The 22,310-nt window shown below is 45.5% G+C and carries 22 protein-coding genes and 2 rRNA genes; 4 read left to right on the forward strand and 20 right to left on the reverse strand.

The features are described from left to right. The 5 genes from FYJ53_RS10385 to amrA all read right to left on the reverse strand — a co-directional run. Nucleotides 1-200, reverse strand: a 16S ribosomal RNA gene (locus FYJ53_RS10385); the annotation flags it as partial. A gap of 421 nt (nt 201-621) precedes the next feature. Then, a 5S ribosomal RNA gene (gene rrf / locus FYJ53_RS10390) occupies nt 622-738 on the reverse strand. A 61-nt stretch (nt 739-799) separates the two neighbouring features. Further along, nucleotides 800-1,492, reverse strand: a complete 693-nt coding sequence (locus FYJ53_RS10395; protein ID WP_090411703.1) for a response regulator transcription factor — start codon at nt 1,490-1,492, stop codon at nt 800-802. Between the two features lies 1 nt (nt 1,493). Further along, complete coding sequence (locus FYJ53_RS10400) at nt 1,494-3,005, reverse strand: HAMP domain-containing sensor histidine kinase (protein WP_148428143.1); 1,512 nt, start codon at nt 3,003-3,005, stop codon at nt 1,494-1,496. 18 nt (nt 3,006-3,023) lie between these two features. Further along, the gene (amrA, locus tag FYJ53_RS10405) at nt 3,024-4,490 is read right to left on the reverse strand and encodes an AmmeMemoRadiSam system protein A (protein ID WP_148428145.1); all 1,467 of its coding nucleotides are present in this window, start codon (nt 4,488-4,490) and stop codon (nt 3,024-3,026) included. A gap of 165 nt (nt 4,491-4,655) precedes the next feature. Here amrA and FYJ53_RS10410 point away from each other — a divergent pair, with 165 nt between their 5' ends. Continuing rightward, nucleotides 4,656-5,657, forward strand: coding sequence for a zinc dependent phospholipase C family protein (locus FYJ53_RS10410; RefSeq protein WP_013382633.1), 1,002 nt, complete (start codon nt 4,656-4,658; stop codon nt 5,655-5,657). Between the two features lie 141 nt (nt 5,658-5,798). On the opposite strand, the gene FYJ53_RS10415 is transcribed toward FYJ53_RS10410, so the two are convergent. The 7 genes from FYJ53_RS10415 to FYJ53_RS10440 form a co-directional block, all read right to left on the reverse strand. Then, nucleotides 5,799-6,827: an IS30 family transposase gene (locus FYJ53_RS10415; RefSeq protein WP_154557316.1), complete on the reverse strand. Its 1,029-nt coding sequence runs from the start codon at nt 6,825-6,827 to the stop codon at nt 5,799-5,801. Between the two features lie 87 nt (nt 6,828-6,914). After that, the gene (locus FYJ53_RS10420; RefSeq protein ID WP_154557317.1) at nt 6,915-7,856 is read right to left on the reverse strand and encodes a replication protein; all 942 of its coding nucleotides are present in this window, start codon (nt 7,854-7,856) and stop codon (nt 6,915-6,917) included. A 732-nt stretch (nt 7,857-8,588) separates the two neighbouring features. Then, nucleotides 8,589-9,371 (reverse strand): zonular occludens toxin domain-containing protein, encoded by a 783-nt coding sequence (locus FYJ53_RS10425; protein WP_154557318.1) that lies wholly within the window; start codon nt 9,369-9,371, stop codon nt 8,589-8,591. After that, nucleotides 9,368-9,496 (reverse strand): hypothetical protein, encoded by a 129-nt coding sequence (locus FYJ53_RS21675; RefSeq protein WP_256369819.1) that lies wholly within the window; start codon nt 9,494-9,496, stop codon nt 9,368-9,370. The genes FYJ53_RS10425 and FYJ53_RS21675 overlap by 4 nt, the downstream gene beginning before the upstream one ends. After that, nucleotides 9,477-9,707, reverse strand: a complete 231-nt coding sequence (locus FYJ53_RS10430; protein ID WP_154557319.1) for a hypothetical protein — start codon at nt 9,705-9,707, stop codon at nt 9,477-9,479. Before FYJ53_RS10430 ends, FYJ53_RS21675 begins: the two co-directional genes overlap by 20 nt. 80 nt (nt 9,708-9,787) lie before the next feature. After that, nucleotides 9,788-10,045, reverse strand: coding sequence for a hypothetical protein (locus FYJ53_RS10435; RefSeq protein WP_090414102.1), 258 nt, complete (start codon nt 10,043-10,045; stop codon nt 9,788-9,790). 4 nt (nt 10,046-10,049) lie between these two features. Next, nucleotides 10,050-11,492 carry a hypothetical protein gene (locus FYJ53_RS10440; protein ID WP_154557320.1) on the reverse strand — a complete coding sequence of 481 codons (1,443 nt, stop codon included), beginning with the start codon at nt 11,490-11,492 and terminating at the stop codon, nt 10,050-10,052. A 94-nt stretch (nt 11,493-11,586) separates the two neighbouring features. On the opposite strand from FYJ53_RS10440, the gene FYJ53_RS10445 reads away from it, so the two are divergent. Further along, complete coding sequence (locus FYJ53_RS10445) at nt 11,587-12,306, forward strand: nuclease-related domain-containing protein (protein ID WP_154557321.1); 720 nt, start codon at nt 11,587-11,589, stop codon at nt 12,304-12,306. 80 nt (nt 12,307-12,386) lie between these two features. On the opposite strand, the gene FYJ53_RS10450 is transcribed toward FYJ53_RS10445, so the two are convergent. The 8 genes from FYJ53_RS10450 to FYJ53_RS10480 form a co-directional block, all read right to left on the reverse strand. Then, complete coding sequence (locus FYJ53_RS10450; RefSeq protein WP_154557322.1) at nt 12,387-12,566, reverse strand: hypothetical protein; 180 nt, start codon at nt 12,564-12,566, stop codon at nt 12,387-12,389. A 17-nt stretch (nt 12,567-12,583) separates the two neighbouring features. Beyond that, nucleotides 12,584-12,715: a hypothetical protein gene (locus tag FYJ53_RS21680; protein WP_256369820.1), complete on the reverse strand. Its 132-nt coding sequence runs from the start codon at nt 12,713-12,715 to the stop codon at nt 12,584-12,586. A 99-nt stretch (nt 12,716-12,814) separates the two neighbouring features. Then, the gene (locus tag FYJ53_RS10455; RefSeq protein ID WP_154557323.1) at nt 12,815-13,066 is read right to left on the reverse strand and encodes a hypothetical protein; all 252 of its coding nucleotides are present in this window, start codon (nt 13,064-13,066) and stop codon (nt 12,815-12,817) included. Nucleotides 13,067-13,494: 428 nt separating this feature from the next. Continuing rightward, nucleotides 13,495-14,790 (reverse strand): phosphopyruvate hydratase, encoded by a 1,296-nt coding sequence (gene eno, locus FYJ53_RS10460; protein WP_148428147.1) that lies wholly within the window; start codon nt 14,788-14,790, stop codon nt 13,495-13,497. 153 nt (nt 14,791-14,943) lie between these two features. Continuing rightward, nucleotides 14,944-15,138 (reverse strand): DUF6440 family protein, encoded by a 195-nt coding sequence (locus FYJ53_RS10465; protein ID WP_013382635.1) that lies wholly within the window; start codon nt 15,136-15,138, stop codon nt 14,944-14,946. Nucleotides 15,139-15,264: 126 nt separating this feature from the next. Beyond that, nucleotides 15,265-16,500: a phenylacetate--CoA ligase family protein gene (locus tag FYJ53_RS10470; protein ID WP_148428149.1), complete on the reverse strand. Its 1,236-nt coding sequence runs from the start codon at nt 16,498-16,500 to the stop codon at nt 15,265-15,267. 328 nt (nt 16,501-16,828) lie between these two features. Then, nucleotides 16,829-19,003 carry an ATP-dependent helicase gene (locus FYJ53_RS10475; RefSeq protein WP_148428151.1) on the reverse strand — a complete coding sequence of 725 codons (2,175 nt, stop codon included), beginning with the start codon at nt 19,001-19,003 and terminating at the stop codon, nt 16,829-16,831. A gap of 2 nt (nt 19,004-19,005) precedes the next feature. Further along, the gene (locus tag FYJ53_RS10480; protein WP_148428153.1) at nt 19,006-19,746 is read right to left on the reverse strand and encodes an alpha/beta hydrolase; all 741 of its coding nucleotides are present in this window, start codon (nt 19,744-19,746) and stop codon (nt 19,006-19,008) included. Between the two features lie 158 nt (nt 19,747-19,904). Here FYJ53_RS10480 and FYJ53_RS10485 point away from each other — a divergent pair, with 158 nt between their 5' ends. After that, nucleotides 19,905-20,606 carry an ABC transporter ATP-binding protein gene (locus tag FYJ53_RS10485; protein WP_148428155.1) on the forward strand — a complete coding sequence of 234 codons (702 nt, stop codon included), beginning with the start codon at nt 19,905-19,907 and terminating at the stop codon, nt 20,604-20,606. A 1-nt stretch (nt 20,607) separates the two neighbouring features. After that, complete coding sequence (locus tag FYJ53_RS10490; protein ID WP_090411715.1) at nt 20,608-22,182, forward strand: putative ABC exporter domain-containing protein; 1,575 nt, start codon at nt 20,608-20,610, stop codon at nt 22,180-22,182. Nucleotides 22,183-22,310 lie beyond the last annotated feature (128 nt).

Below are 22,310 nucleotides of genomic sequence, written 5' to 3' on the forward strand. Positions count from 1 at the left end.
AACCATAATATAAGGCTTTACTCCCAGTTTCCCGAGGCTATTCCTTTCCATAGGGCAGGTTACCCACGCGTTACTCACCCGTTCGCCACTTTCCAGTTCTAATTTCACCCGAAGGATCATTCAAAACCTTCTCGTTCGACTTGCATGTGTTAAGCATACCGCCAGCGTTCGTCCTGAGCCAGGATCAAACTCTCAATAAAAAGTTTATCGTTTAGCCTTTCGGCTTCTTGATCTGGTTCATTTGATGATTTTTTGAAGTGTTCATCGCACTTGCGTTTTTATCCTTTGCTGATTTTCATCAGCTGGAATTTCAGGTTTTATGGTACTATTCTCTTTTCTATGACCCTTCTCCGAAGCGAGTTATACTTTGGAGAATTATATGTTTTCCCGCAAGTGCTTTTCTCGCGAGAGAACTTTTATAGTATACCATCAAACGACTTTGCCTGTCAAGCTTTTTTTGAAATTTATTTTTAAATTTCATTTTGCTGAAACTTTAAAAGCGTTGTGGCTGCTGTTCTCTCAAGACAGCTTAATTATTATAGCGCTCGCCATTCTTGATGTCAAGCTTTTTTTAAACTTTTTATACCTTTTATTTTCAGCAAAAATCAAAGGCATAAAAAAGCCCCGCGATATCCTATCCTCCCAGGCAGTTGCCCACCAAGTACTTTCAGCGCTAAAGGGCTTTACTTCTGTGTTCGGTATGTAAACAGGTGTTTCCCCTTTGCCATCATCACGAGATTTTTATTATTATAGTTTTATAACACGGTTTTGTCAAGCATTTTTTCAATATTTTTGCAATTTATATTTTGAACCGATATCCTGCCCCCCAAACGGTCTCAATATAGCGTGGTTCACGATTGTCTGTTTCGATTTTTTCGCGAAGGCGGTTTACGTGGACAGTAACTGTTGTGGTATCTCCCACTGCATCCAGGCCCCATACTCTTTCAAACAAGGTTTCTTTATTAAATACAATATTAGGATTTTCTGCCATAAACAAAAGAAGGTCAAATTCTTTGTTGGCCAGGGCCGTTTCTGCTCCTCTGAGATAAACTCTTCTGGCGTCCTTATCAATCCGAAGCCCGTTTATCTCTATTATATGGTGCTGTTTTCTTTTTTCCTGGCTGGTCAGCCGTTCAAACCTGCCAATATGCGCCTTGACACGCGCAACCAGTTCTGCCGGACTAAAAGGCTTTACCATATAATCATCCGCGCCTAAACCAAGGCCTCGTATTTTATCGACATCATCTCTTTTGGCCGATACCATTATAATCGGAGTTTCCTTTTTTTCACGGATTCTCCTGCAAATCGTAAAGCCGTCTACACCTGGCAGCATTAAATCCAACACAATCAAATCAAAATCATCTCTCACCGCAAATAAGAGTCCAGTATCGCCGTCAGCCGCTAGCGCTACCTGGAAATCATTGATTTCCAGGTAGTCTCTTTCTAACTCTGCAATTTTGCGGTCATCCTCTATAATCAGAATTTTTTTCATCTTAGTCCTCCGCTATCGGCAGCAGCATAATTACTGCCAGCCCTCCAATTTCTGCGGCTTCTGCGTAGATGCTGCCGCCAAAACCTTCAATAATCTCACGGGAAACTGAAAGTCCTAGCCCACTGCCCCTTTTCAAGCTGCTTCTGGCAGGATCGGTCCGATAAAAGCTGTCAAAAATTTTTTCAAGCGCTTCTTGTTCAACTCCCGAGCCGTTATCTTCAAAGTGCAGCGCTACATTTTTCTTTTCTTCTGACAAGATTATTTTCATTTCTATATTTTGTTTTCCAGCGTATTTAAGGCTGTTTTCAAGCAAATTCCAGAGCACCCGCGCAAACTGTGTCCGGTCAATGGTCACAAACCTTTCCTCTTTCAGCTGATCATCCAACCGGATTTTCACTGTACTGCCCTGCACCTTCAAGCGCGCTTCCTCGCAAAAATCCGCAAGATATGTTTTTACCGAAATACTTTCCATCTGAAAATCCATTTTTCCCATATCCAGCTTGGAAAACAGAAACAGGTTATCTACCAGCCCTTCCATATCACAGGCGGTATCGTAGATGGTGCGCAGATAATGCTTTTGTTTTTCCGGAGTGTTGGCTACACCGCCAAGAATACCGCCAGCATAACCTTTAATGGAGGTAAGCGGCGTTGACAGGTCATGGGATATTCCGGCGATCAGTTCTTTCCTGGAGCTTTCATAACGCTGCTGCAGCTCAACAGACTCTTTGAGCCGAACCCGCATTTCTTCAAAATCGCCGCACACCTCGCCAAGCTCGTCTTTACTGTAGACTTCTACAGGGTGGTCCAGCACCCCGTCCCGAATCTCCCGGGCACCTTTTTGGATACTTTTGATAGGATGAATCATCGTTTTGTAAAGCTTCCCGGCCAATACCAGTCCAGTTACCACTACAATGACCACCGCGATACCAGCAACCACTGCCGCACTGATCTTAATGGCAAGTTTGATATTATCCCAGTTATCCCAGATCGCATAGGAGCTCTCTCCAAAATCCATCTCGCTGCTGACAACAAGCAGGCGTATTCTCTCGCCGGCCTGATTGGTAACAGGCATAAGGTATACGAGCCCTTTGTCATTCCTCAGAAACAACGGCTGATCTTCAATATTTGCAGTCCCTGTGATTTCCCTGGCCTCTGTCTCAATTTCATCGATGGTAACACCATCGGTGAGATAAGGCAGATCTCCCCCGGTTACAGCGATTGACGCCCCAAGTTTTTCCAGGGCAGCCGCCAGGGCGGTCAGATCATTCTTGTCTTCTTTATCTTTTCCAGAGATTTTCTCACACATGGAATCAAAAGCCAGCTGGAGCTGATAGGTCGAAACGGTTCCATCTACTTTAAACAGCATATTGGCCTGGTTTTCCGGAAGCATAATCATCAGAAGGCTAAACACAGCACCGCCGACAATGGTCAGAATTAAGACAACCGGGATGATGATCATCATCATATTTGAGAGAATCAGCTTTTTTCTTATGGACCAGTCTCTCAGTCCCATGCTCTGCCTCCTTTATTTTTAAAATACAATGTCGGTTTGATGGCGTTCCACTTCAAACCGCTCAATTATCACCCGTTCAAAGTCATCCTGTATATCAATAATGCCTGCTTTTTCTTTGGCGATCTCCACCTGCTGCTCAGCAGTATTGATGCCTGGCAGATCCGGCAGCAGCAGAGCGCGGTTTACACCCTTTTCCACAATAATACCGTATTGATACGGGTCCAGCTCGCTTAAATTTTCAATATATTCCGGTCTCCCTAAAATATCCACTGAAATCTCCAGTTGATAAAGCTCCTGGGGCTCAACTGGCAGGAAACGCGGGTCATAGGCACAGGCTTCGATGGCATTGCGCACAATTTCTTCCGCGATATTTTCCGTTACCGCCTGGGATGTTCCCATGCATCCCCGCAGCTCACCGGATTTATAGATCGAAACAAAGACACCGGCCTGCTGGCTTTCCAGGGCTGATTTTACTCTTTGATCCCTGATCTCATCCAGATACTGTCTCCAGTTAAACTTGCGTCCTTCCTCTACCCATGTATCAATAGTCAGGCGTGCCAGCGCCAGATAATCGTCCTCCGCCTTCAGTCTTTCCTCATGCTGCCTGACCATGTCCCGTTCATACCGGGTAATGAGGCTTTCGTTAATCGGGTCTTTTTCCTCGAGCGCAAAATCAATAAAGGCACTCAGATAACCGACACCGAAGGGCCCTTCATAAGAAAAGAGACTGGAATGGGTTTTTATGCTGTCGGTTGCACCAAGCGCCATAACGATTGACCGGAGTCCGCATTGGCCGGCAGGCTCATAAATTTTAGGCGGCAGAGTTAAAATGGAATAATAGTCTTTACACTCTATACCCTGGACGATCTTTTCATCAAATACCGGCCCCATGACATTAAACTGGTAAGGTCCTTCATTTTTAAGGCAATGGGACAAGTCGGCGCTGGCCAAGATCAGGGCATCCTTCCCATAAGCTTCAATGGCTTCACGCAGAACACGCCCTGTTCTAAAAAGCTCAATGAGACTGAGCTCTCCAATGGTAATGTGGACCAGCTTATAGTCCTGATAATACTTTTCGATATAATAAAGCGGAACCATGCAGCCGTGGTCCAGTTTCCGCTCAATGTCGAATTCCTCGGCTGTTTTCTGGTTCAAAAAGATACTTTGACAGTCTGACTGAGCAAAGCGGCGGTTCATTTCCTCCAGCAGCCCCATATCACAGCGCTTTTCCAGGCGGATTTCCGGCGCGCCGTACTCTGACATATCCCCTTCGAGCCTGGTTTCATAAATGACACTGACGCCGTCCTGAAAAACATTTCCATGAGGGGTAATACAAACGATCACTTTTGGTTTGGTTTCTGCTACCTTTAACGCCAGATCGCGCATGCCGCGGACAGTCTTTTCCGCCATCAGTTCTCTGCCGCCTCCAACCTCAGGTATAATCACCGGAGGATGCGATGCGATTCCGATTCCTTTTAGATACATATGATGGTTCTCCTTCTATATTATTCTGTGAATTTGCTCTATTTATAAAAACATTATAACCAACCCGCCACTTCCCTACAACTCTTTATTTTTATCAAGGAATTTTAATGCCGTTTATGGTAAAATAACTTTATTAAAATGACCAACAAGGAGGTTAAACCTTTTATGTCAGACATGTTGAACCATTACTGCTGCGGACGTGAGGCACTCGATGCGCTTCCAGAGCACAGTACCATGAACGCCATTATCCTTAACCATTACGACGCATATCGTCTGGGTACTCAGGGCCCGGATTTCTTTTATTACCACCACCCCATGCCATGGAAGGGCGCAAGGCCTTTGCACCGCTATGGTAATCTCATCCACAAGAAAAGAGTCGATGCCTTTTTTTACTATGGTTTTAAGTACGCCTTTACCAACGAGCGGGACCGGGACATTATCCTGAGCTATCTCGCTGGCTTCAGCTGCCATCATTCTCTGGACGTGGCCACCCATCCTTATATCTTTTATAAAACCGGTCACTGTGAGAGTACTATTCCCGGAAGCCGAATCTACTCTTATTACCACAAATACTTTGAGGTTCTCCTGGATGTTGCCCATTATCAATATGAATACCAGAAGCTTGGCTGCTTCTTTCCCCTCGAAAAGCTTTTTACACCCAGTCCAAGAACGCTTAACGCACTGGAACAGTTTTTTACCTTTATTATGAAGTATATCTACGGTGAAAACACGCCGAGGAACTGCATAAAAGACACAGTGGAAGACACCGCCCAACTTGCCAGACTTTTTTCTGACCCCAACAACCGGAAAAAGCATTTCCTTCAGCCCATCGAAAGACTGATCCAGGAAGACCGGCTGGTGACCCGCGTCTTCTATCCGCTGTACACAAATGAATACCTGGTGCTTAACGTGGCAGAAGAGCCCTGGCAGCATCCGTGCACTGGGGAAATCTTCACCGACAGTTATCCACAACTTTTCAAGCAAGCCGTCAGCGACACCGTGCGTAAAATCAACATGATGGATAACTTTCTTGACAACGATAAGGTCACCGTATCCGAGGTTCACGAAATGTATGAAAACAAGTGCTATGACCGGGCTATCTCTTGCGGATCGGATTTAGAAATGACACATTTTGATATTATTTTTGAAAAGCACCCACAGCTTTAACCTGAGTTATGCACAATCTGTGCATAATCAAAAAAGAAACAGTGCACATCTTATCCACAAACACCGCAGAAATTGTGGATAAGTCTGTGGGTAAATTACCGTAGGCAAATGTCAAGAATAAATGTCCGCTTTTTTTAAAATTTAAGGAATATTTTCAAAGAAAGTGTGGATAACTTCCGTGGCGGTATGATAATTTAATATTTTTCTGGGGCGGTCATTAATGCGGTGCTGGGTCTCCCAGATGTAACGATCTGGAATGACACCAATGTCTAATCCCTTTGGAATATACCAGCGAATCTTACCGTTATAGTTTTCATTACTGCCACGTTCTGAAGCAGTGTAGGGATGACAGAAATAGATTGTTGTCCGCTTTCGATTACCTGTGATGGAACGTTCAAGGCTTTCATAGTCCAAAAACTCTGAGCCATTATCAACGGTGATGGTTTTAAAGATCTTTTTAAAATCCTCACCGTAAGTTTTTTCAAGCATATCCAGAACTCGTATGACCTCCTCCTGTGTTTTGCGCTGCAGGCGAAAAATGAAGGAATAACGGGCTTTACGTTCTGTTAAGACTAACAATGCATTACCCGCTTCTCTTTTCCCAAGAACACAGTCCATTTCCCAGTGCCCGAACTGTTTTCTTTTCAGAATGGAAAGCGCACGTTTTTCAATGCTTTTTTCAATGGGATGTTTTTTTGGTTTAATGGCTGTTTCTTCTTTTTTATGATGAATGTTTTGAAACCGTAAGTTTTTATTGGAAATGTGATTAAAAAGGCCTTGATGTATCGCACGGTAAAGTGTTCGCGTGCAGATGGATACTTTATATTTTTTGCCTTCTAATTTCATACGGCCAAGTGTAATATCCGGGGAGTAATCTTTCATTAAAATAGCCTCTTCAATATCCTGCATCAACTGGGCATCACTGAGTAGCTTATGCTTTCGGCCTTTTCGCTTCCGATTGACTTCATAAACCTTCTGTGCGGTCTTTGCCCGGTATTCATAGTAGGTTTTGAAATGCGCGGCTTTAAGGGCTGTTTTTCCACGAATTAACTCCCTTCGAATCGTTCGAATACTCTTTTCTAACAACTCAGCCATTTCCCTTTGCGTCATCCCAGCTTTGACATAGCCTTGCAGTTCACAGCGTTCTTCATACGTAAAATATTTTGCCATCTCGTTACCCCCTATAACGTATAAAACAATATTTTATCACAAAACTGTCCTGGCTGCGGCGCTGATCCGAGCCAATAAACCCATCATTTAAAAGCTTAACTGATGAAATCCTTCCAGGTCATTATCATCGTCTTGAATCATCTCATAAACCAAGGTGATCCGGCGATTAAAGGCCGCCCAGGTTTCCGGATAGCTGGCTTGCACCAGTTCGTATTGCTCCCTTAGTGGGATATTGGTAATGATATACACCTTGGTAAAACAGGCGATCCGGTTCATGTAACGGCAGGGAAGTTCCAACGGATACCCATCCAGGTAATTAAGCATTTCCTGAATCTTAAGCGAGCTCCGGAACTCCTCAAAAATCACAACATCCTGCCCCTTATAGCCGTCAAACGGGTGGTCATAATCCGTCACACGATACACATTTTCATAGCCGAATTTCTCCATAACGGACCGGGTTTTTCCGGTTCCAGTAGCCCCCCAAAGGTAAGTGACTTCCAGTTCCCGAAAGATGTTCTTGTATTTTTCTTCCTTTACAATCTGGCGGGCCTTTTCGATTTTGTCCAGGTTCATCATATAGGCCGGGTTTTCTTCCATGATGTCGTAATTCGTCATGCCTTGTTTAATCATGTCGTATAAATCAATCAAATCGTTTCGCTGTCCCTGACGTTCTACAGGCATATCGCCAAACTCCTCATGGGTATCCACCAGGTTGGTTTCTTTCTTTTTATCCTTTGCCCACTTCCCTTCTTTGAAAATATAATCCCGGTTCTCCTTACTGGTGCCTTTGGCCATTTCAAAATGAGCGCCCTCAAACTTCTTTTTGATGGTCGAGAAGCGAACACAGGATGAAAAGGCCCCAAAGATGTGTGTATGGTAGGTGCCCTCCTCACCGATCTCATCGGACATGCACCAGTAAACAAGGGATTTGAACGTTGCTAAAAGCTCACGAATATACTCATGAGTAAAACCCTTTTGCGCCGGATTATTAATGGTAATCTGCCATTTCCGGCTATTACTGTCACGCATAAACATCCCCCCTATTTATAACGTTTTTACTTATAAATGCGTCAGAAGTTAAGGCTTTTTTGAAATTGCGTCAAAATTGCGTCAACTTTGCACATGGTTTACAATGGCGTCATTCAGCCATCGACTAAAATTTGCGTCAAGCGTCAGAGGTGCGCTAAGGTAATACTAGCTTAGCGCACCGAGCCCAAACGTTACAGCCGATCCGCTTTATGCAAAAATCGTACGTGTTTCAGGAATCCAAATAATCATTAAAATCAAAAACACCATTAGGATAAAAGAGAGAATCCCGAAAAAATTAAAAAGGAAACTCAAAATAGAAGAACGTTGTGCTAAATAAGATGGCCCAAGCAGGATGACGGCCATCCCCGATATTAAAGCGACGGATAAAAAAAACTTAAAAATTAAACAAAAGTCCATTGATAACCTTCCTTTTCTTGTTAATACAGCCGATCCGTAACCGCCGACTGAAACAACTTACTTTGTGCTGCCGTTGTTCGGCTGCTTTGGTAGTTATGGTGAAAGAGGCTCCCGGCGTTCAGATGCTGCCGGGCGGCTCGTTTCGACACTTAGTAATAATATTTCTTTTTGTTCACTTATTCAAACACACACCAAAGGTGCTTCTATACCTAAAACGCCTAAAACCCGGATATGGGGCATTTCACGCGAAATACGGCTATTATGAAAATAATTAAAACGAATAATATTATTATATATTGAGTGCATATCTACCATTTAAGCGTCATCAGCAGTAGGCGGGGTTCGCTCCGCTCCGTCCGGCACGCGACGGGGCCCCGCCTTCGGCACCCCATCCGGGTGGCGGGCGGTGCGGCGCTTTTTCCCCTTTCCGTACGTTGTTGACGGTGCTGCGGTTATCTCGGTCGCAAGAACCAGCGCAGCCAACTCCGCATTAGCCTTGCGGTTTTTAGTACCAGAAAAATCATAGAACGTATCATATAAGCTCCCTACTTTCTTTGAGTATAGAAAAAATTCACTGCCGTTTTTTTCGTTGTTAATGGCTTTATTCCGCTCGATGGCCACAAAGAGCGGGAAGGGCAGAAACATAAAGAATGAAAAACGGTTCAACTTTCGGTGTACCAGTTCGATTTCAACGTTGTCCCTGATCTGGCGGTCGAGCTGGCGCAGGTTCTGGCAGACCAGAACGATGTCATAGCCAAGCTTGCGGTGCTGGGCGAAGAAATCGCAGAAAGCCAGACGGTCTTTACTGCTGTAAGTCCGACAGTTGAACTTGATGGACGCTTCATCAATCATGACAAGGGTCTGGTTTTCGGCATCAGTGGGATGATACATAGTAGCGAACTGGTACAAGTAATCTACGGTGATCTGTTCGTTTTTTACGTAGAAATAACGGCCGTTTCGGTGCTTTTCCGGGAGGTTGTTTACCTTGATTGGGAAGTTGGCAATCACCTGTTTTCCGGCCTTTAAATACTGCAATATGTGCCGTATGGAGTGCAGGGACTTGCCGGAACCGGGGGTGCCGGTGTAGGCGGTTATCATTGATCATCATCCTTTCGTTTTTGCTCAAGCCAGGTCAGCAGAAACAGGACGCCGAAGCAAAGGGAGAGGTTGACCAGGGCGACAATAAAGAAAATCGGGGTGTACTCAACGGGTATGATCATCATTTTTGTCCTCCTGCTCCGCGTCGTCAAAGACATCGAAGGTGTCGATTTCGTCATCATCGAAAAAAGCTTCATCCTCCGCATCCTCTCCCGGATATGGGGGATATTCCCGTTTTTGTAAGCCGTCCATAAACAGACAGCCAATACAGAAAGCGCCTGTAGGAATCGCAATGATTAATAAAAGGTTTTGGAGTATTTCAACAAAGAGTAACATATTTTTTCCTTTCCGCAGACGGCCGATCAGTGGCGCCGGGTGCTGTGCGCACGTATTCCGGCGCCGCCAAGCGTTGTCTGCTATGAGACAATTTTAAAAATCCGCAGTATGATACTAATAACGTACCAGGCCACCATGGCAATGGCCCAGACGGCCAGAATTCCGAGGATTTCCTTGACCGGAAAGCACCAGTTAATATAGCCGACCACCTCGGACGGTAAGGATAAATCCAGGTTATTAAAGGGGCTGTCGGGCAGGATGCCAACGACCAGGTTGACGGCGGAAGCGATGAGCCAGATCAGGAAGTTTATGAGCATAATGAATAAATCGGCAATCATGGTTTCAACCTCCTGGGGACATAAAGCGCCGGGTCAGGAAGAACAGCCCGATGCAGAACAGAATCACAAAGCCGGATTTGCAGATGCCGGCAATGTTGGAATAGGGCTCCAGGTCGATTTCCATAGGGATATCTTGATACCCGACCTTTGATAATGGGATGCTGACGTCAAACTTTGGGGTGATGGGGTCAGCCTGGATCACGCCCAGGATTTTTCCAAAGTCTGAAGGCAGACTGAACGGGAACTTTGCCCCGAAGGTACCAGATTCCATGTTTTGTAGTGGGCTGAAGTCCAGGCTCTGGGTGGGGACAAAGGCGGTTTTGAGGAATTCCAGCAATCCGGCTAAAAAGTTTCCAATGGGATTGACCCAGCCGGAACCGTCGTACTCGGGCGGCGTAGGGGTCGGCTCTGGTGGTGTAGGGGTTGGCTCGGGGTCGGTTGTGGGTTCTTGATCGGGCACTACGTCCTGATAGCCGGGGAGGTCTGGGAGGTCATCGGTAACGGGATTGTAATCCTCGGGCAGCTGCGGGAGCTCGTCAGGGGTTGGAGCAATGATGAGGTTCTCGGTCGAATTGTCAACATAGTTTGTAATATTATTTATGACAGTTTGGGGCAGGCGGGTTGGGAGTTTTACTTTGTCTGGTAACTTGTTTTTAAAATCTGGTCGATAGATAGACGTTTGATCACCTGTTGCTAAACCTAAAAATTTTGTAAGAATAAGATCATTATCTAAACCAACAGACCAATCCGGAAAAGGAGACACAAAAAACGAAAAACCAAATGAACCCGGTCTATTAATACGATAATTACTGCTGCCAACAATATCGACATAGAAACCGGCATAACGTTTACCATCTTTTGCTATAACATTATTAACAACACAATTTTTATATGAACCATAATCCTCGAAGTACCAACCTGTTAACGGAAAGTACGGTATTTTTATAGTAGGCCACATACCTTCTGTTGTTTCTGGATTAAGAGTAACATAAAGACGGTTGTCACCATAAGTTCCTAAGAGAGTTCGACCTTGGGATTCGTCTTCGGGAATGGTTGGCCATACCACATCCACCACCCCTTTTAGGACAGCGTATAGGGCTTTCCCGCTGTATTTGCTCCAGTTGACTTCCTCACCGTTTAAAAGTTTCTGGTTGAGGTTTTGTAAAGCGTTCATTTGATGGTTATAATCGTCTGGATCGGGAAATGCCGTTTGGAGGTTTGCTGTCCATTGTTCATTAATCCGATTCATTTGTTCAGGTGTATATAAAACATTGGTTTGTACATAACGACCTGCTATCATTCCAGTTGTTAGCAATGCGGTAATTCCCAAAAGAAACGGTGAGGCTTGCACCTTTTTTGGCTGAAAAAAGGGTGCAAACCCAATATATATGCATAGTAATAAAGCGATAACTTTAAAAAATATATTTTTGCTAATTCTTATATTCATTTGAAATCCTTTCAATACACCAAGATATTATCTTTACTTTTAACACTATTAAAAATATAATAAAACAATAATACATAAAGAGAGGGCTCATATTATGATATTTTATTTATTTGCACTTATTGTTCTTTCACCTTTTATTCTATTTGCTTTACAATTTATCATCGGTAAATTTAAATATGATAAAACAGAATATGCTCTACAAACTAAGAGTTCTTTTTCCTCTGTCCGTTTCGATAAAGGCAAATACGGAGAATACTTAACCTATGATAGGTTAAAAAAACTTGATGGCCATAAAAAGTTTTTGTTTAATTGCTATATTCCAAAAGGAAATAATGAAACAACCGAGATCGACTTAATAATGATTCATAGCACAGGCATATACGTCTTTGAATCAAAAAACTATAGTGGTTGGATTTTTGGAAGTGAATCACAGAAGAACTGGACTCAAACACTTCCAAATGGCAATAAAGTCCGAAAAGAACGTTTTTTCAATCCCATTATTCAAAACAAAGGTCACATCAAATGGCTAAAAAACTATTTATCAAATGAAGTTGATAGTATATACCACTCAATTATTGTTTTTAGTGAACGCTGTACTTTAAAAAAAATCGAATTGCAAACAGATGCTTGCAAAGTCGTAAAAAGAGAAAATGTTATCTCTACAATTAAAACAATCATAGAAAATACCAGTACCGTTTTATCAGATACGCAAATTGACTTTACTTTTCAAAAACTATTTCCGTTAACACAAAAAACAGAAGTTGAAAAAATGCAACATATTGAAAACATAAAGAACAATTATAATATTCTCTAAATTAAAAAGTCTGTCTGCCAACCTAAAGAGGAAAGCCGACAGACTTTTTTAAATAAGGGGGGAAATGTAGAAGGAATCTGCTATCTTGTTGCAGATTTGAATACACGCTTGCCTAAATTAAAGGCAAGAATACCAACGATAATCACCGCGCCGGCGGTGAAGATCGGCACCAGCATACCACCCATTTCAGTGGCTGCACCGGTAAAGATACCTTGGATCGCATCAGTCATTGACGGTGCTACTTCTAATACAACAGGCATAGAAGTCTCTCCTTTCTTCATAGATTTATTGCAGATTTGAACGCATTCCAAAGAGAACGCATTGCAAATGCCAACAACCATAAACCCGTACCCATGGCAAAGCCGAGCATGACGTACTGAAAAAACAAGGTTAATTCTTCAACACTCATAGCCATTTACTCCATTCGATCGAAACGATCAAAGACATAATGCCACCGAAAAGCAGGCCTGCCAGGGCGATTTCCTGAGTAAGCAGGTTACCCATGTACTTAAATTTCTGGTAATTCCAGACGGACGGGATTACCATCGGTATCACAGAACAGCAGAACCGGATTGCTCAAGGCCTGTGCTATATCCACGCCGCTTTCATCGACCAGGTCACGGGACAGCCATTTCTTAAAAGCGACATAGCCGTTAACACCTTTTTTCTTACCAAGCAGATACAAGGTGAAACCGCTGATGTGCTTCCCATCCTTTGAATCAAACTCCACGTCACGATATCCAGCTAAAATATACTCCATACTAATCTCCTTTTCTTTCTTTAATTAAATTTTGAATCATAATAATTTCTTCCAATACATCGGATAACTGTTTAAACGTCTTTTCTTTTAAAGATTCAGAAGGAACCGCTAAAATATAGCCATCCCGGAATTGACCCGCACCAAAGTTGACGATGGTGTCAATAAGGTGCTGAAATTCATTTTCGATTTTACATGCCCCCTTTAAAATTTTGTAATAAAAAACGTTGCATAATCAAACGACACACTTTACTCTATTCAAGCGGTCAATTAATTGTACAACGCGTAGTAAATTACCGTAAGACCACAAAAGGCCGGGAATTACACTGCTGTAATTCCCGGCCTTGTTCTGTCGCTATTCGATTGTTCTTGTAAAAGAGAGGGGGATTCTCTTACAATGCTAATGATACGCCCCCGCCCTTAATTCTAACTTAAACATTTTTCAAATTATAGAAGGAATTGATCCCGCCGTAAATGGCTGTCTGTCCCAAATATTCTTCAATCCGAAGCAGCTGGTTGTATTTTGCCACACGGTCTGTACGGGACGGCGCACCGGTTTTAATCTGGCCTGCATTCATAGCGACTACCAGATCGGCAATGGTAACATCTTCGGTTTCACCGGAACGGTGTGAAACGATGGCGGTATAGCCAGCACGTTTTGCCATCTCAATGGCGTCCAGAGTTTCGGTCAAGGTCCCAATCTGGTTAACCTTGATGAGAATCGAGTTGGCAACGCCAAGGTCAATCCCTTTCTTCAGGCGTTCTGTGTTTGTGACAAAGAGGTCATCGCCAACCAGCTGGATTTTTTTGCCAAGGCGCTCTGTCATGATCTTCCAGCCTTCCCAGTCTTCTTCGTCCAAACCGTCTTCGATGGAGATGATGGGATATTTAGTGATCAGGCGTTCATAGAAGTCAATCATTTCATCTGTTGTCAGCTCCTTACCTTCACCCTTTAATATATATTTTCCACTTTCCTTATTGTACATTTCAGAGGCCGCAACGTCCATCGCAAGACGCACATCATCGCCAGGACGGTAGCCGGCTGCCTGGATGCCTTCAATGATAGCTTCAAGGGCTTCCTCGTTGGATTCAAGATTTGGTGCAAATCCGCCTTCATCGCCGACACTGGTTACCAGCCTTTTTTTCTGGAGTACCTTCTTAAGATTATGGAAGATTTCCGAGCCCATGCGCAGCGCTTCAGAAAAATTCTTTGCACCTACGGGCATAATCATAAATTCCTGAATATCCACATTGTTGTCGGCGTGTTCACCGCCGTTTAAAATATTCATCATTGGGGTTGGCAGCGTCTTACCATTGACGCCGCCTAAATATCTGAACAATGGCAGTCCAAGAGATTCTGCCGCGGCGTATGCGTTGGCCATGGAGATTCCTAAAATGGCATTTGCGCCCATTTTTCCTTTATTGGGGGTACCATCAATGGCGATCATGGCTTCATCCAGCGCAACCTGGTCTAAAGCATCCATGCCAACCAGGTGTTCTGCCATGTAATTAACATTTTCAACTGCCTTTAAGACACCCTTTCCCATGTAACGGCTGTCATCACCGTCACGCAGTTCGACTGCTTCAAAGGCACCAGTCGATGCGCCGGAAGGCACCATGCTTCTGCCCATGGATCCATCTTCCAGGTAAACATCGACCTCAATGGTTGGATTTCCTCTTGAATCCAGCACCTCACGTGCCATGATATCTTCAATATATGTACTCATTCTTTTTCCTCCTGTATTGGTTTCCTATTTCGCTATCTTTAATTATACCCACTTTTTCTTTGATTATCATTAATTTTGTTATTTTTAACTAACTTTTTACATAAAAAAATCCTCCTGCCCATCCAGGAGGATTGTCTATTTAAAATAGTCCTGTTATCTCTCAGGAGCCACAGCCGGTTCGCCCTCTTCATCCAGCAGAACGGTTAGCCCGGCGCCGCCTTCACCATAACAGTAAAGATAAGTAATACCAGTCTCTGTATCTTCTATGATCTTCGTTCCCGCGCCATCGTCGGATACTTCATGTAAAATAACCTTAAAACGGTTTGACTTATTCTTTTTATTTTTCATCTTGAGTTTTTTGCACACTCCTTACATTTTTTAATATTATATCAGAGTCTCTCTGCTTTTTCGAGATTTTTCTGAAATTTTACTGGTTATTAACCGGTGTTTAAGCGAAACTTAAACCTGAAAACCCTATTCAAACCGATTATCAATGATTCTGACGGATTTCTTTTCCGAGCGCGGCAGTGAACCGATGAATCCTGCTTCAGGGATCACTGTAATACCGATTTTGGATTTGAACTGATAATTAACTTCCTTCTGGATCTCCTCCTTGTCAACACCCTGCTCCACCTCAAACCGCAGATGCACGACATCCTTGCCGTTCTCATTTGCCACGATGGCCTGATATTCTGAGCTGACACCGTCGATTTCCTTTAGCAGCTCGTCGATCTGCCCTGGATAAATGTTGACGGCCTTTACTTTGACCATGTCATCGGTTCTTCCCACAATGCGGTCATGCCTCGGGTGTTCTGAGCCGCACGGGCATGGCCCCGGAATAAAACGAGTGATATCATGGGTGCGGTAACGCAGCAACGGCCCGCCTTCTTTGTGCAGGGTTGTGAGCACCATTTCCCCATAAGCGCCTTCCTCCACCGGCTCCAGTGTGTCGGGATCGATGATTTCCATAAAGAGGTAATCATCCCAATAATGCATGCCGCAGTGATGATGACAGTCGATGGAAATACCCGGGCCATAGATTTCGGTCAGACCATAAATATCAAAGATTTCAATCCCCAGCTCATCTACGATACGCTTACGCATTTTATCACCCCAGCGTTCTGAACCGATAATTCCACGCTTCAGGTTAATTTTATCCTGCAGACCCTGTTTAGCCACCTCTTCTGCCAGCACCAGAGCATATGAGGAGGTGCTGGCCAGTACAGTGCTCTGCATATCCACCAGCATTTTCAACTGCTTTTGGGTATTCCCAGGCCCCATGGGAATGGCCATTACTCCAAGCCGTTCTGCCCCTGCCTGAAAACCAATACCCGCCGTCCAGAGGCCATAGCCCGGTGTGATCTGGATACGGTCTTTATTGTCCATGCCCGCATAACGGTAGCAGCGCTCAAACATAATGGCCCAGTCCTCCACATCCTTTCTGGTATAAGGAATAATGACCGGCTGCCCGGTGGTGCCAGAGGATGAATGAATACGCACCACTTCTTCGTCCGGCACAGCCTGAATTCCCAGAGGATATGCCTTTCTGAGCTCATCTTTGTCACTGAAGGGCAGCTTTCTGAAATCCTCCATGTTTTTGATATCTCCGGCCTCTACGCCGCATTCTTTAAACTTTTTCTGGTAAAAGGGGCTGGAGGCTTCCAGCCGGCTGATTAAGCTCTTTAGCTCTTTTAACGGTTCTCTGATCATCTCTATCTCCTTGCTTATTCTACAAATAAAAAAGACCCATCCTTATCTTATAAAGGATGAGTCTGTTATAACCCACGGTACCACCTTTTTTCGCATAACTGCGCACTTTGTCTAAGATGCCAGCACACCTTCTCCGGTTAACGCCCTCGAAACGTTGTGAAATACTCGATCACTCTTTCATCACACCCTCAGATGCCCATTATGCCATGCTCGTTTATTACCGGTTTCCAGCCCCCCGGCTCTCTGTTAACACGTCACACGCTTTACCCCATCTTCAACGGTTTTACATTTGTTTACAGTATACCGTTCGTCCTGTTTCTTGTCAAGTTTAATCCTGCAATCGGATAATTTTATTGGTGACACAGACCTTTATGTTCAGTTTTTTACGGCCGCACCCTTCAAAATCAATGGTCGCCATATCCTTTTTCATCTCCAGAATGATACCCTCACCGAAGCCCTGGTGCGTCACCGCTGCACCGGGGACATACGCTGAGCAGTCCACTTCCTTCAGCTCTGCCTTTCTGACAATGGATACGTCAAAAATGCCGAAGCCTTTCCCCTGGGCTTTGGATGTCTCTCCGATCACACCGCCTGTAATTTTTTTGCGCGCGGCCTCCGGCGCTTTTTCTCTCAGAAAAACGCGGACAAACTGCGATACCGGGCGTCTGTTATGCCGGCTGTTCTTTTTTCCCACCGAAATAAACTCCAGCTCACGCCTGGCGCGGGTCACGCCGACATAAAAAAGACGAACCTCCTCACAGAAAAGCCGCCGGCCCTCCTCACTGTCATCAAGGGCTGCCATCGATGGAAATTCGCCTTCCACCGCGTCAATGATAAAGACTTTTTCAAATTCCAGTCCCTTGCTGGAGTGGATCGTCGAAAAGGTCACATCTGCTTTTTGATGCAAAGCTGAGCCCCGCAGAGCCTCCTGCAGTGCGTCCAGACGTTTCAAAAAGGCGTCCATGGTACTCTCCCTGCCCGCCAGTGTTTTTAGAATATCCAGCTTCTGGTTCAGCTGCTCTTCCCGGTAGCCGCAGGAAACCCGGTAATCCAAGTGTTCCCGGTAGCCCATATTCCAGATGATAAAGTCCAGCCCCTCCTGGGCGCTCATGGAGGCCAGACGCTTAAATGCCGCACGGATATTTTCCACCTTTTCCACAAGCCATTCAGGGATTTCATCAAGGGACAGCAAAGCCTCAAAAACATCCTGTCCGGATTCGCTGAGCTTTCCAGCCTCCAATACGTTTTTTCTTGAAATATTACAGTTCATCTTATAATATATTTTTTCAAAAGTTTCAAAATCTGATGGATCTGCCGCGAGAGCCGCGAAGCTTCTGATGTCCTGCACGATAAAATGCGTAAAAAAGAGAGGATTATGCTCCTTAACCGCATAAGGCACTCCCTCCCGCTCAAAAAGATCTGCCAGCGGGATGACCGACTCGTTATTGCGGTAGAGCACAGCCGTTTCTTTGCCCTCGTTTTTGACCGATTTAAGGATAAACCAGTACTGGTCCTCCACAGATTTTACATATTCATGGACTGCCGGCACCCCCTTTTCATTATCTGTCCGCATGTTTTTAACATAGCGTTCCTTGTTAAGCCGGATAAAACGGTTGGCCGCGTTCACGATTTCCTGGGTGCTGCGGTGGTTGGTTTCCATGAGCAGCACCTCACCGTGAGGGTAAGTCTCCTTAAAGCTCAGCAGCCCGTCAGGATAAGCCCCGCGAAAACCATAGATACTCTGGTCCTCGTCGCCCACCATAAAGACATTGCCATCCTCTCCTGAAAGAAGCCGGATAATTTCATACTGAATCTTCGAGGTATCCTGGGCTTCATCAATATTGATGTACTTGTACTGGCTGGTAAAAACCTTTAGCAGCTCAGGGTTCTTTTTTAAAAGAAGCCAGGCGTATTTGAGCATATCATCAAAATCCATCAGATGATGCCTGCGTTTATATGCTTCATAGGCCTTAAACAACTTTGGAAAATCCACATCACCCACTTTCATCTCCCCGATTTCTTCCTCAGAGAGCAGCATATTTTTGCAGTAGGTAATGGCCGACACAATGTCCACAATATCATTCTCCGCCGGATAGCTCTTAAAAAGCTCCTGAAAAAGTTCCCTGATAATGCTTCCGGTATTCTCGACAATCTGAAAAGCCCGGCGATGATATAAACGTTCATAATGACGGATAACCGACAGGGTAAAGCTGTGTATGGTACTGAACCGCAGGCCTTCCGCGCCCTTTTCGCCAAAAATTTTCAGATAACGCCGGCTCAGGTCACGGGCGCCGGCTTTACTGAAGGTCAGTGTTAAAATGGATTCTGGAGGTATCTTTTTCACTCGGATCATATAAGCAATCCGGCAAATGACCACGGTGGTTTTCCCGCTGCCTGGCACAGCCAGAAGCAGTGTAGCCCCAGAGATCCTGCCAACAGCCTCACGCTGCTGGGCATTTAGCTGCAATCGGTACTTTTTCATAAAAATGTCCAGATTTTCCATGGCTAACGGATCTTCTCAAGCAGTCCGAGAATCCCCGCTGCTGCCTGATGCATTTGTTCTGTATTTGAAATGTCCGCCGGGTTATCTCCCTTCTGCGCGCCATAATCACCAAAGCCCGCGTGATTGCCGCCCTCGATCTCTGTCATGACCGCTGCTCCTGGATAAGCGGCTTCCGCTGCCTTCACCTTATCCAAATCCGCGACACCGTCATCACTTCCCCAGAGCGAAACCACCTGGACCTCTGTATCCCTGATACCATCATCCGCCGGGTAGGCCGCCAGAAAAAAGATTCCCTTTACTTTAGTTTTCGCCTCTGCCAATTCCGGCGCCATGGCACCGCCCAGAGAGTGTCCGCCAACGATCCAGCTTTCAATTTCCGGATGCAGTGCCATGATCTCACTTCCCCGTTCTGGCGAGAGCACTGCCAGATTCATGGGCATTCTGACAATATAAACCGGATAACCCTGCTCCGCAATTTCCAGAGCCAGAGGCGCATAGGCCTCAGGGGCAACAAAAGCGCCGGGATAAAAAATGACGCCCGTCTCTCCTATTCGCTTTTCTGGTTCAAAGGCAATGGTTCCGCCTCCCTTTACCACTACTCGGCTGTTCCCCTTCAAAGCCTGCTGTGCTGCGGCTTCTGGCTGATAGGACATGTGATTGACCGCGATCCCTCCCGCCGGCAATAAAAACAGCAGCGCTGCTGCGATGCCGACAAGAGTCTGTTTTAACTTTTTATGTTTCATATGCTTTCCTTCTTACGACTTTAAAATTTCTTGGCTTGACAACTTTTCTTGTCAATGATATACTTTTTGACAAGAATTCTTGTCAAATCAATTCTCTGGTTTCTCTATTATACCCGATATTCAAATCGCTGACAAACCGGAACCGAAAGGAAACAACCATGATCACAGTAAACAACGTTACAAAAAAGTACGGAAAAACCAAAGCCAACAACGACCTCAATTTTACCGTCGGAGATGGTGAGATCGCTATACTCCTGGGACCAAACGGCGCTGGTAAATCAACCATTATCAAATGTATCTGCGGGCTGCTCCGGTTTGAGGGTACCATTGAAATTAACGGTGCGCCCTGCCGGTCTCTTGACGCCAAGCGCCAGCTGGGCTATATTCCCGAACTTCCTGCTCTTTACGATATGCTGACGATCGAGGAGCATCTGGAGTTTATCGCCCGGGCCTATGGTCTCACTGACTGGAAAGCAAAAGCTGACGCTCTTATCGAACGCTTCGAGCTTGACGACAAGCGCAAAAAGCTCGGCAAGGAGCTGTCTAAGGGAATGCAGCAAAAGGTCAGCATCTGTTGTGCTCTGTTGTTTGAACCGAAGGTCATCATTTTTGATGAACCCATGGTGGGTCTTGACCCCCATGCCATCAAAGAACTGAAGCTGATTTTTTCTGAGCTCAGAGATCAGGGTGTTTCACTTCTCATCAGCACACACATGATCGATTCGGTGGAGGATTATTGGGATGTGGCCCATATTATGATGAACGGCGAAATCCGGGCAACCCGGCGGGCAGAGGAGGTCACTGAAGCCGACGAATCTCTGGAGGCGCTTTTCTTCAGCATTACCGAAGGGGAGGCTTAGGATGTCCAGTATTTTTTATCTTTGGAAAACTACCTTTAAAAACCGTCTTCTTGACCTGAAGAACCACCCCAGCCATCTGGTCGTGACCATTCTCGTGATCCTTTTTTTCGGCTTTGCCCTTGTGTCAACTGTCTTTACACCCGGAGAGGATACGCCTCTCGCGCAAAGCCAGAATCTCCCATTACTGGGCGCGATCCTTATTGGTCTGTTTCTGTTCCTGCTTGTCACCCAGATACAGAAGGGGCTTTCCTCCGGGGGGAGCTTCTTTACCATGGCAGATGTCAACCTGCTCTTTCTGGCGCCGGTTTCTCCGAGAAAGATCCTGGCCTATGGCCTGGCTAAACAGGTTGGCATGTCCCTGCTGCTGGGTTTTTTTATCCTGTTCCAGGGGACTACTCTCCGGACAATCTTTGGCGTTGGCACACCCGGGCTCATCGCCCTTTTTGTTGGCTACTGCCTGTTTCTGGTGGTCGGTGAAATCCTGGCGCTTGCCATTTATTCCTATACCCGGGGAGAGGACACCCGCCGCCGTGTGGTAAGGGCAGTGCTCTATTGTTTCGGCTTCCTGATGGCCGCCCTGTTTTTGACCTCGCTTTTTAAAACCCAGAATTTCTACGAAGCGCTGCTCAACGCCGCAGATTCCAGCCTGATGGAATACATTCCGGTCCTTGGCTGGACAAAGGCCTTCACCATGGGGCTGATTGCCGGAAATTTCCTGAAGGCCCTCATCTTTCTGGTACTGCTCATCGCTCTGATCGGTCTGATCATCCTTTATATCTGCCGGAGCGAATCGGACTATTATGAAGATGTCCTTCAGTCGGCTGAAAAAACCTATACCACTAAAACCGCCGCCAAGGATGGGCGCATCAGTGACACCAAGGACGCATCCAAAATCAGCCGTAAAAAAACAGGCATTGGCCGTGGTCACGGGGCATCCGCATTCTTTTTCAAGCATCTGCTGGAAAACCGCCGCTCAGGTTATTTGTTTTTAAACCAGTTTACGCTTATCTGCACCGTGGTGGCCATTCTCGCCAGCCTGCTGGCAAAAGAGCATATCAGTCTGATGCTGATCTTCGGCATGCTGTGCTACCTTCAGGTGCTGACAGGGGCTATGGGACGCTGGGTCAAAGAGCTGACCTTGCCTTACATTTATATGATTCCCCAGAATCCGTTCAAAAAACTGGTTTTTGCCAGTCTGGAATCTGTGGTGGACAGCTTTGTCAGTGGTTTGATTATCTTTATTCCCTGCGGCTTGATTCTGGGCGCCCCCGCCGCTGAGATCATCGCGGTCATCGCTGCCCGTGTGGGGCTGGCAGCACTTTTGTCAGCCGGCAACATACTAATCGAGCGTATTCTTGGCAATATGCAGAGCAAGGTGCTGGTCGTGATGCTCTATTACCTGATCCTTGTTGTCCTGCTGATTCCGGGCGCCATCGCCGGCGTGGCTGTCGGCCTCGTTGCCGGGAATCTGGCGGCTGGACTGTTTGTGGACTGCGCAGTCAATGTCGTGATCGCTCTGATCATCCTGGCTCTCTGCCGCAATCTGCTGCACACCATGGAAATGAATATTCAATAAAACAAAAAAAGATGTGCTTAAAAGCACATCTTTTTTTGCATTAATGAGAACATTGCCACTGGCACCGTGGCGCTCGGTATCCAGTGGTACTACCTGATTTTGTAGTTCTTCGGAGAGCTCATTGATAC

Origin of the sequence: Eubacterium sp. BL-380-WT-2B, from assembly GCF_009696115.1 — a bacterium.
Taxonomy (GTDB): Bacteria; Bacillota; Clostridia; order Eubacteriales; family Eubacteriaceae; genus Eubacterium; species Eubacterium callanderi.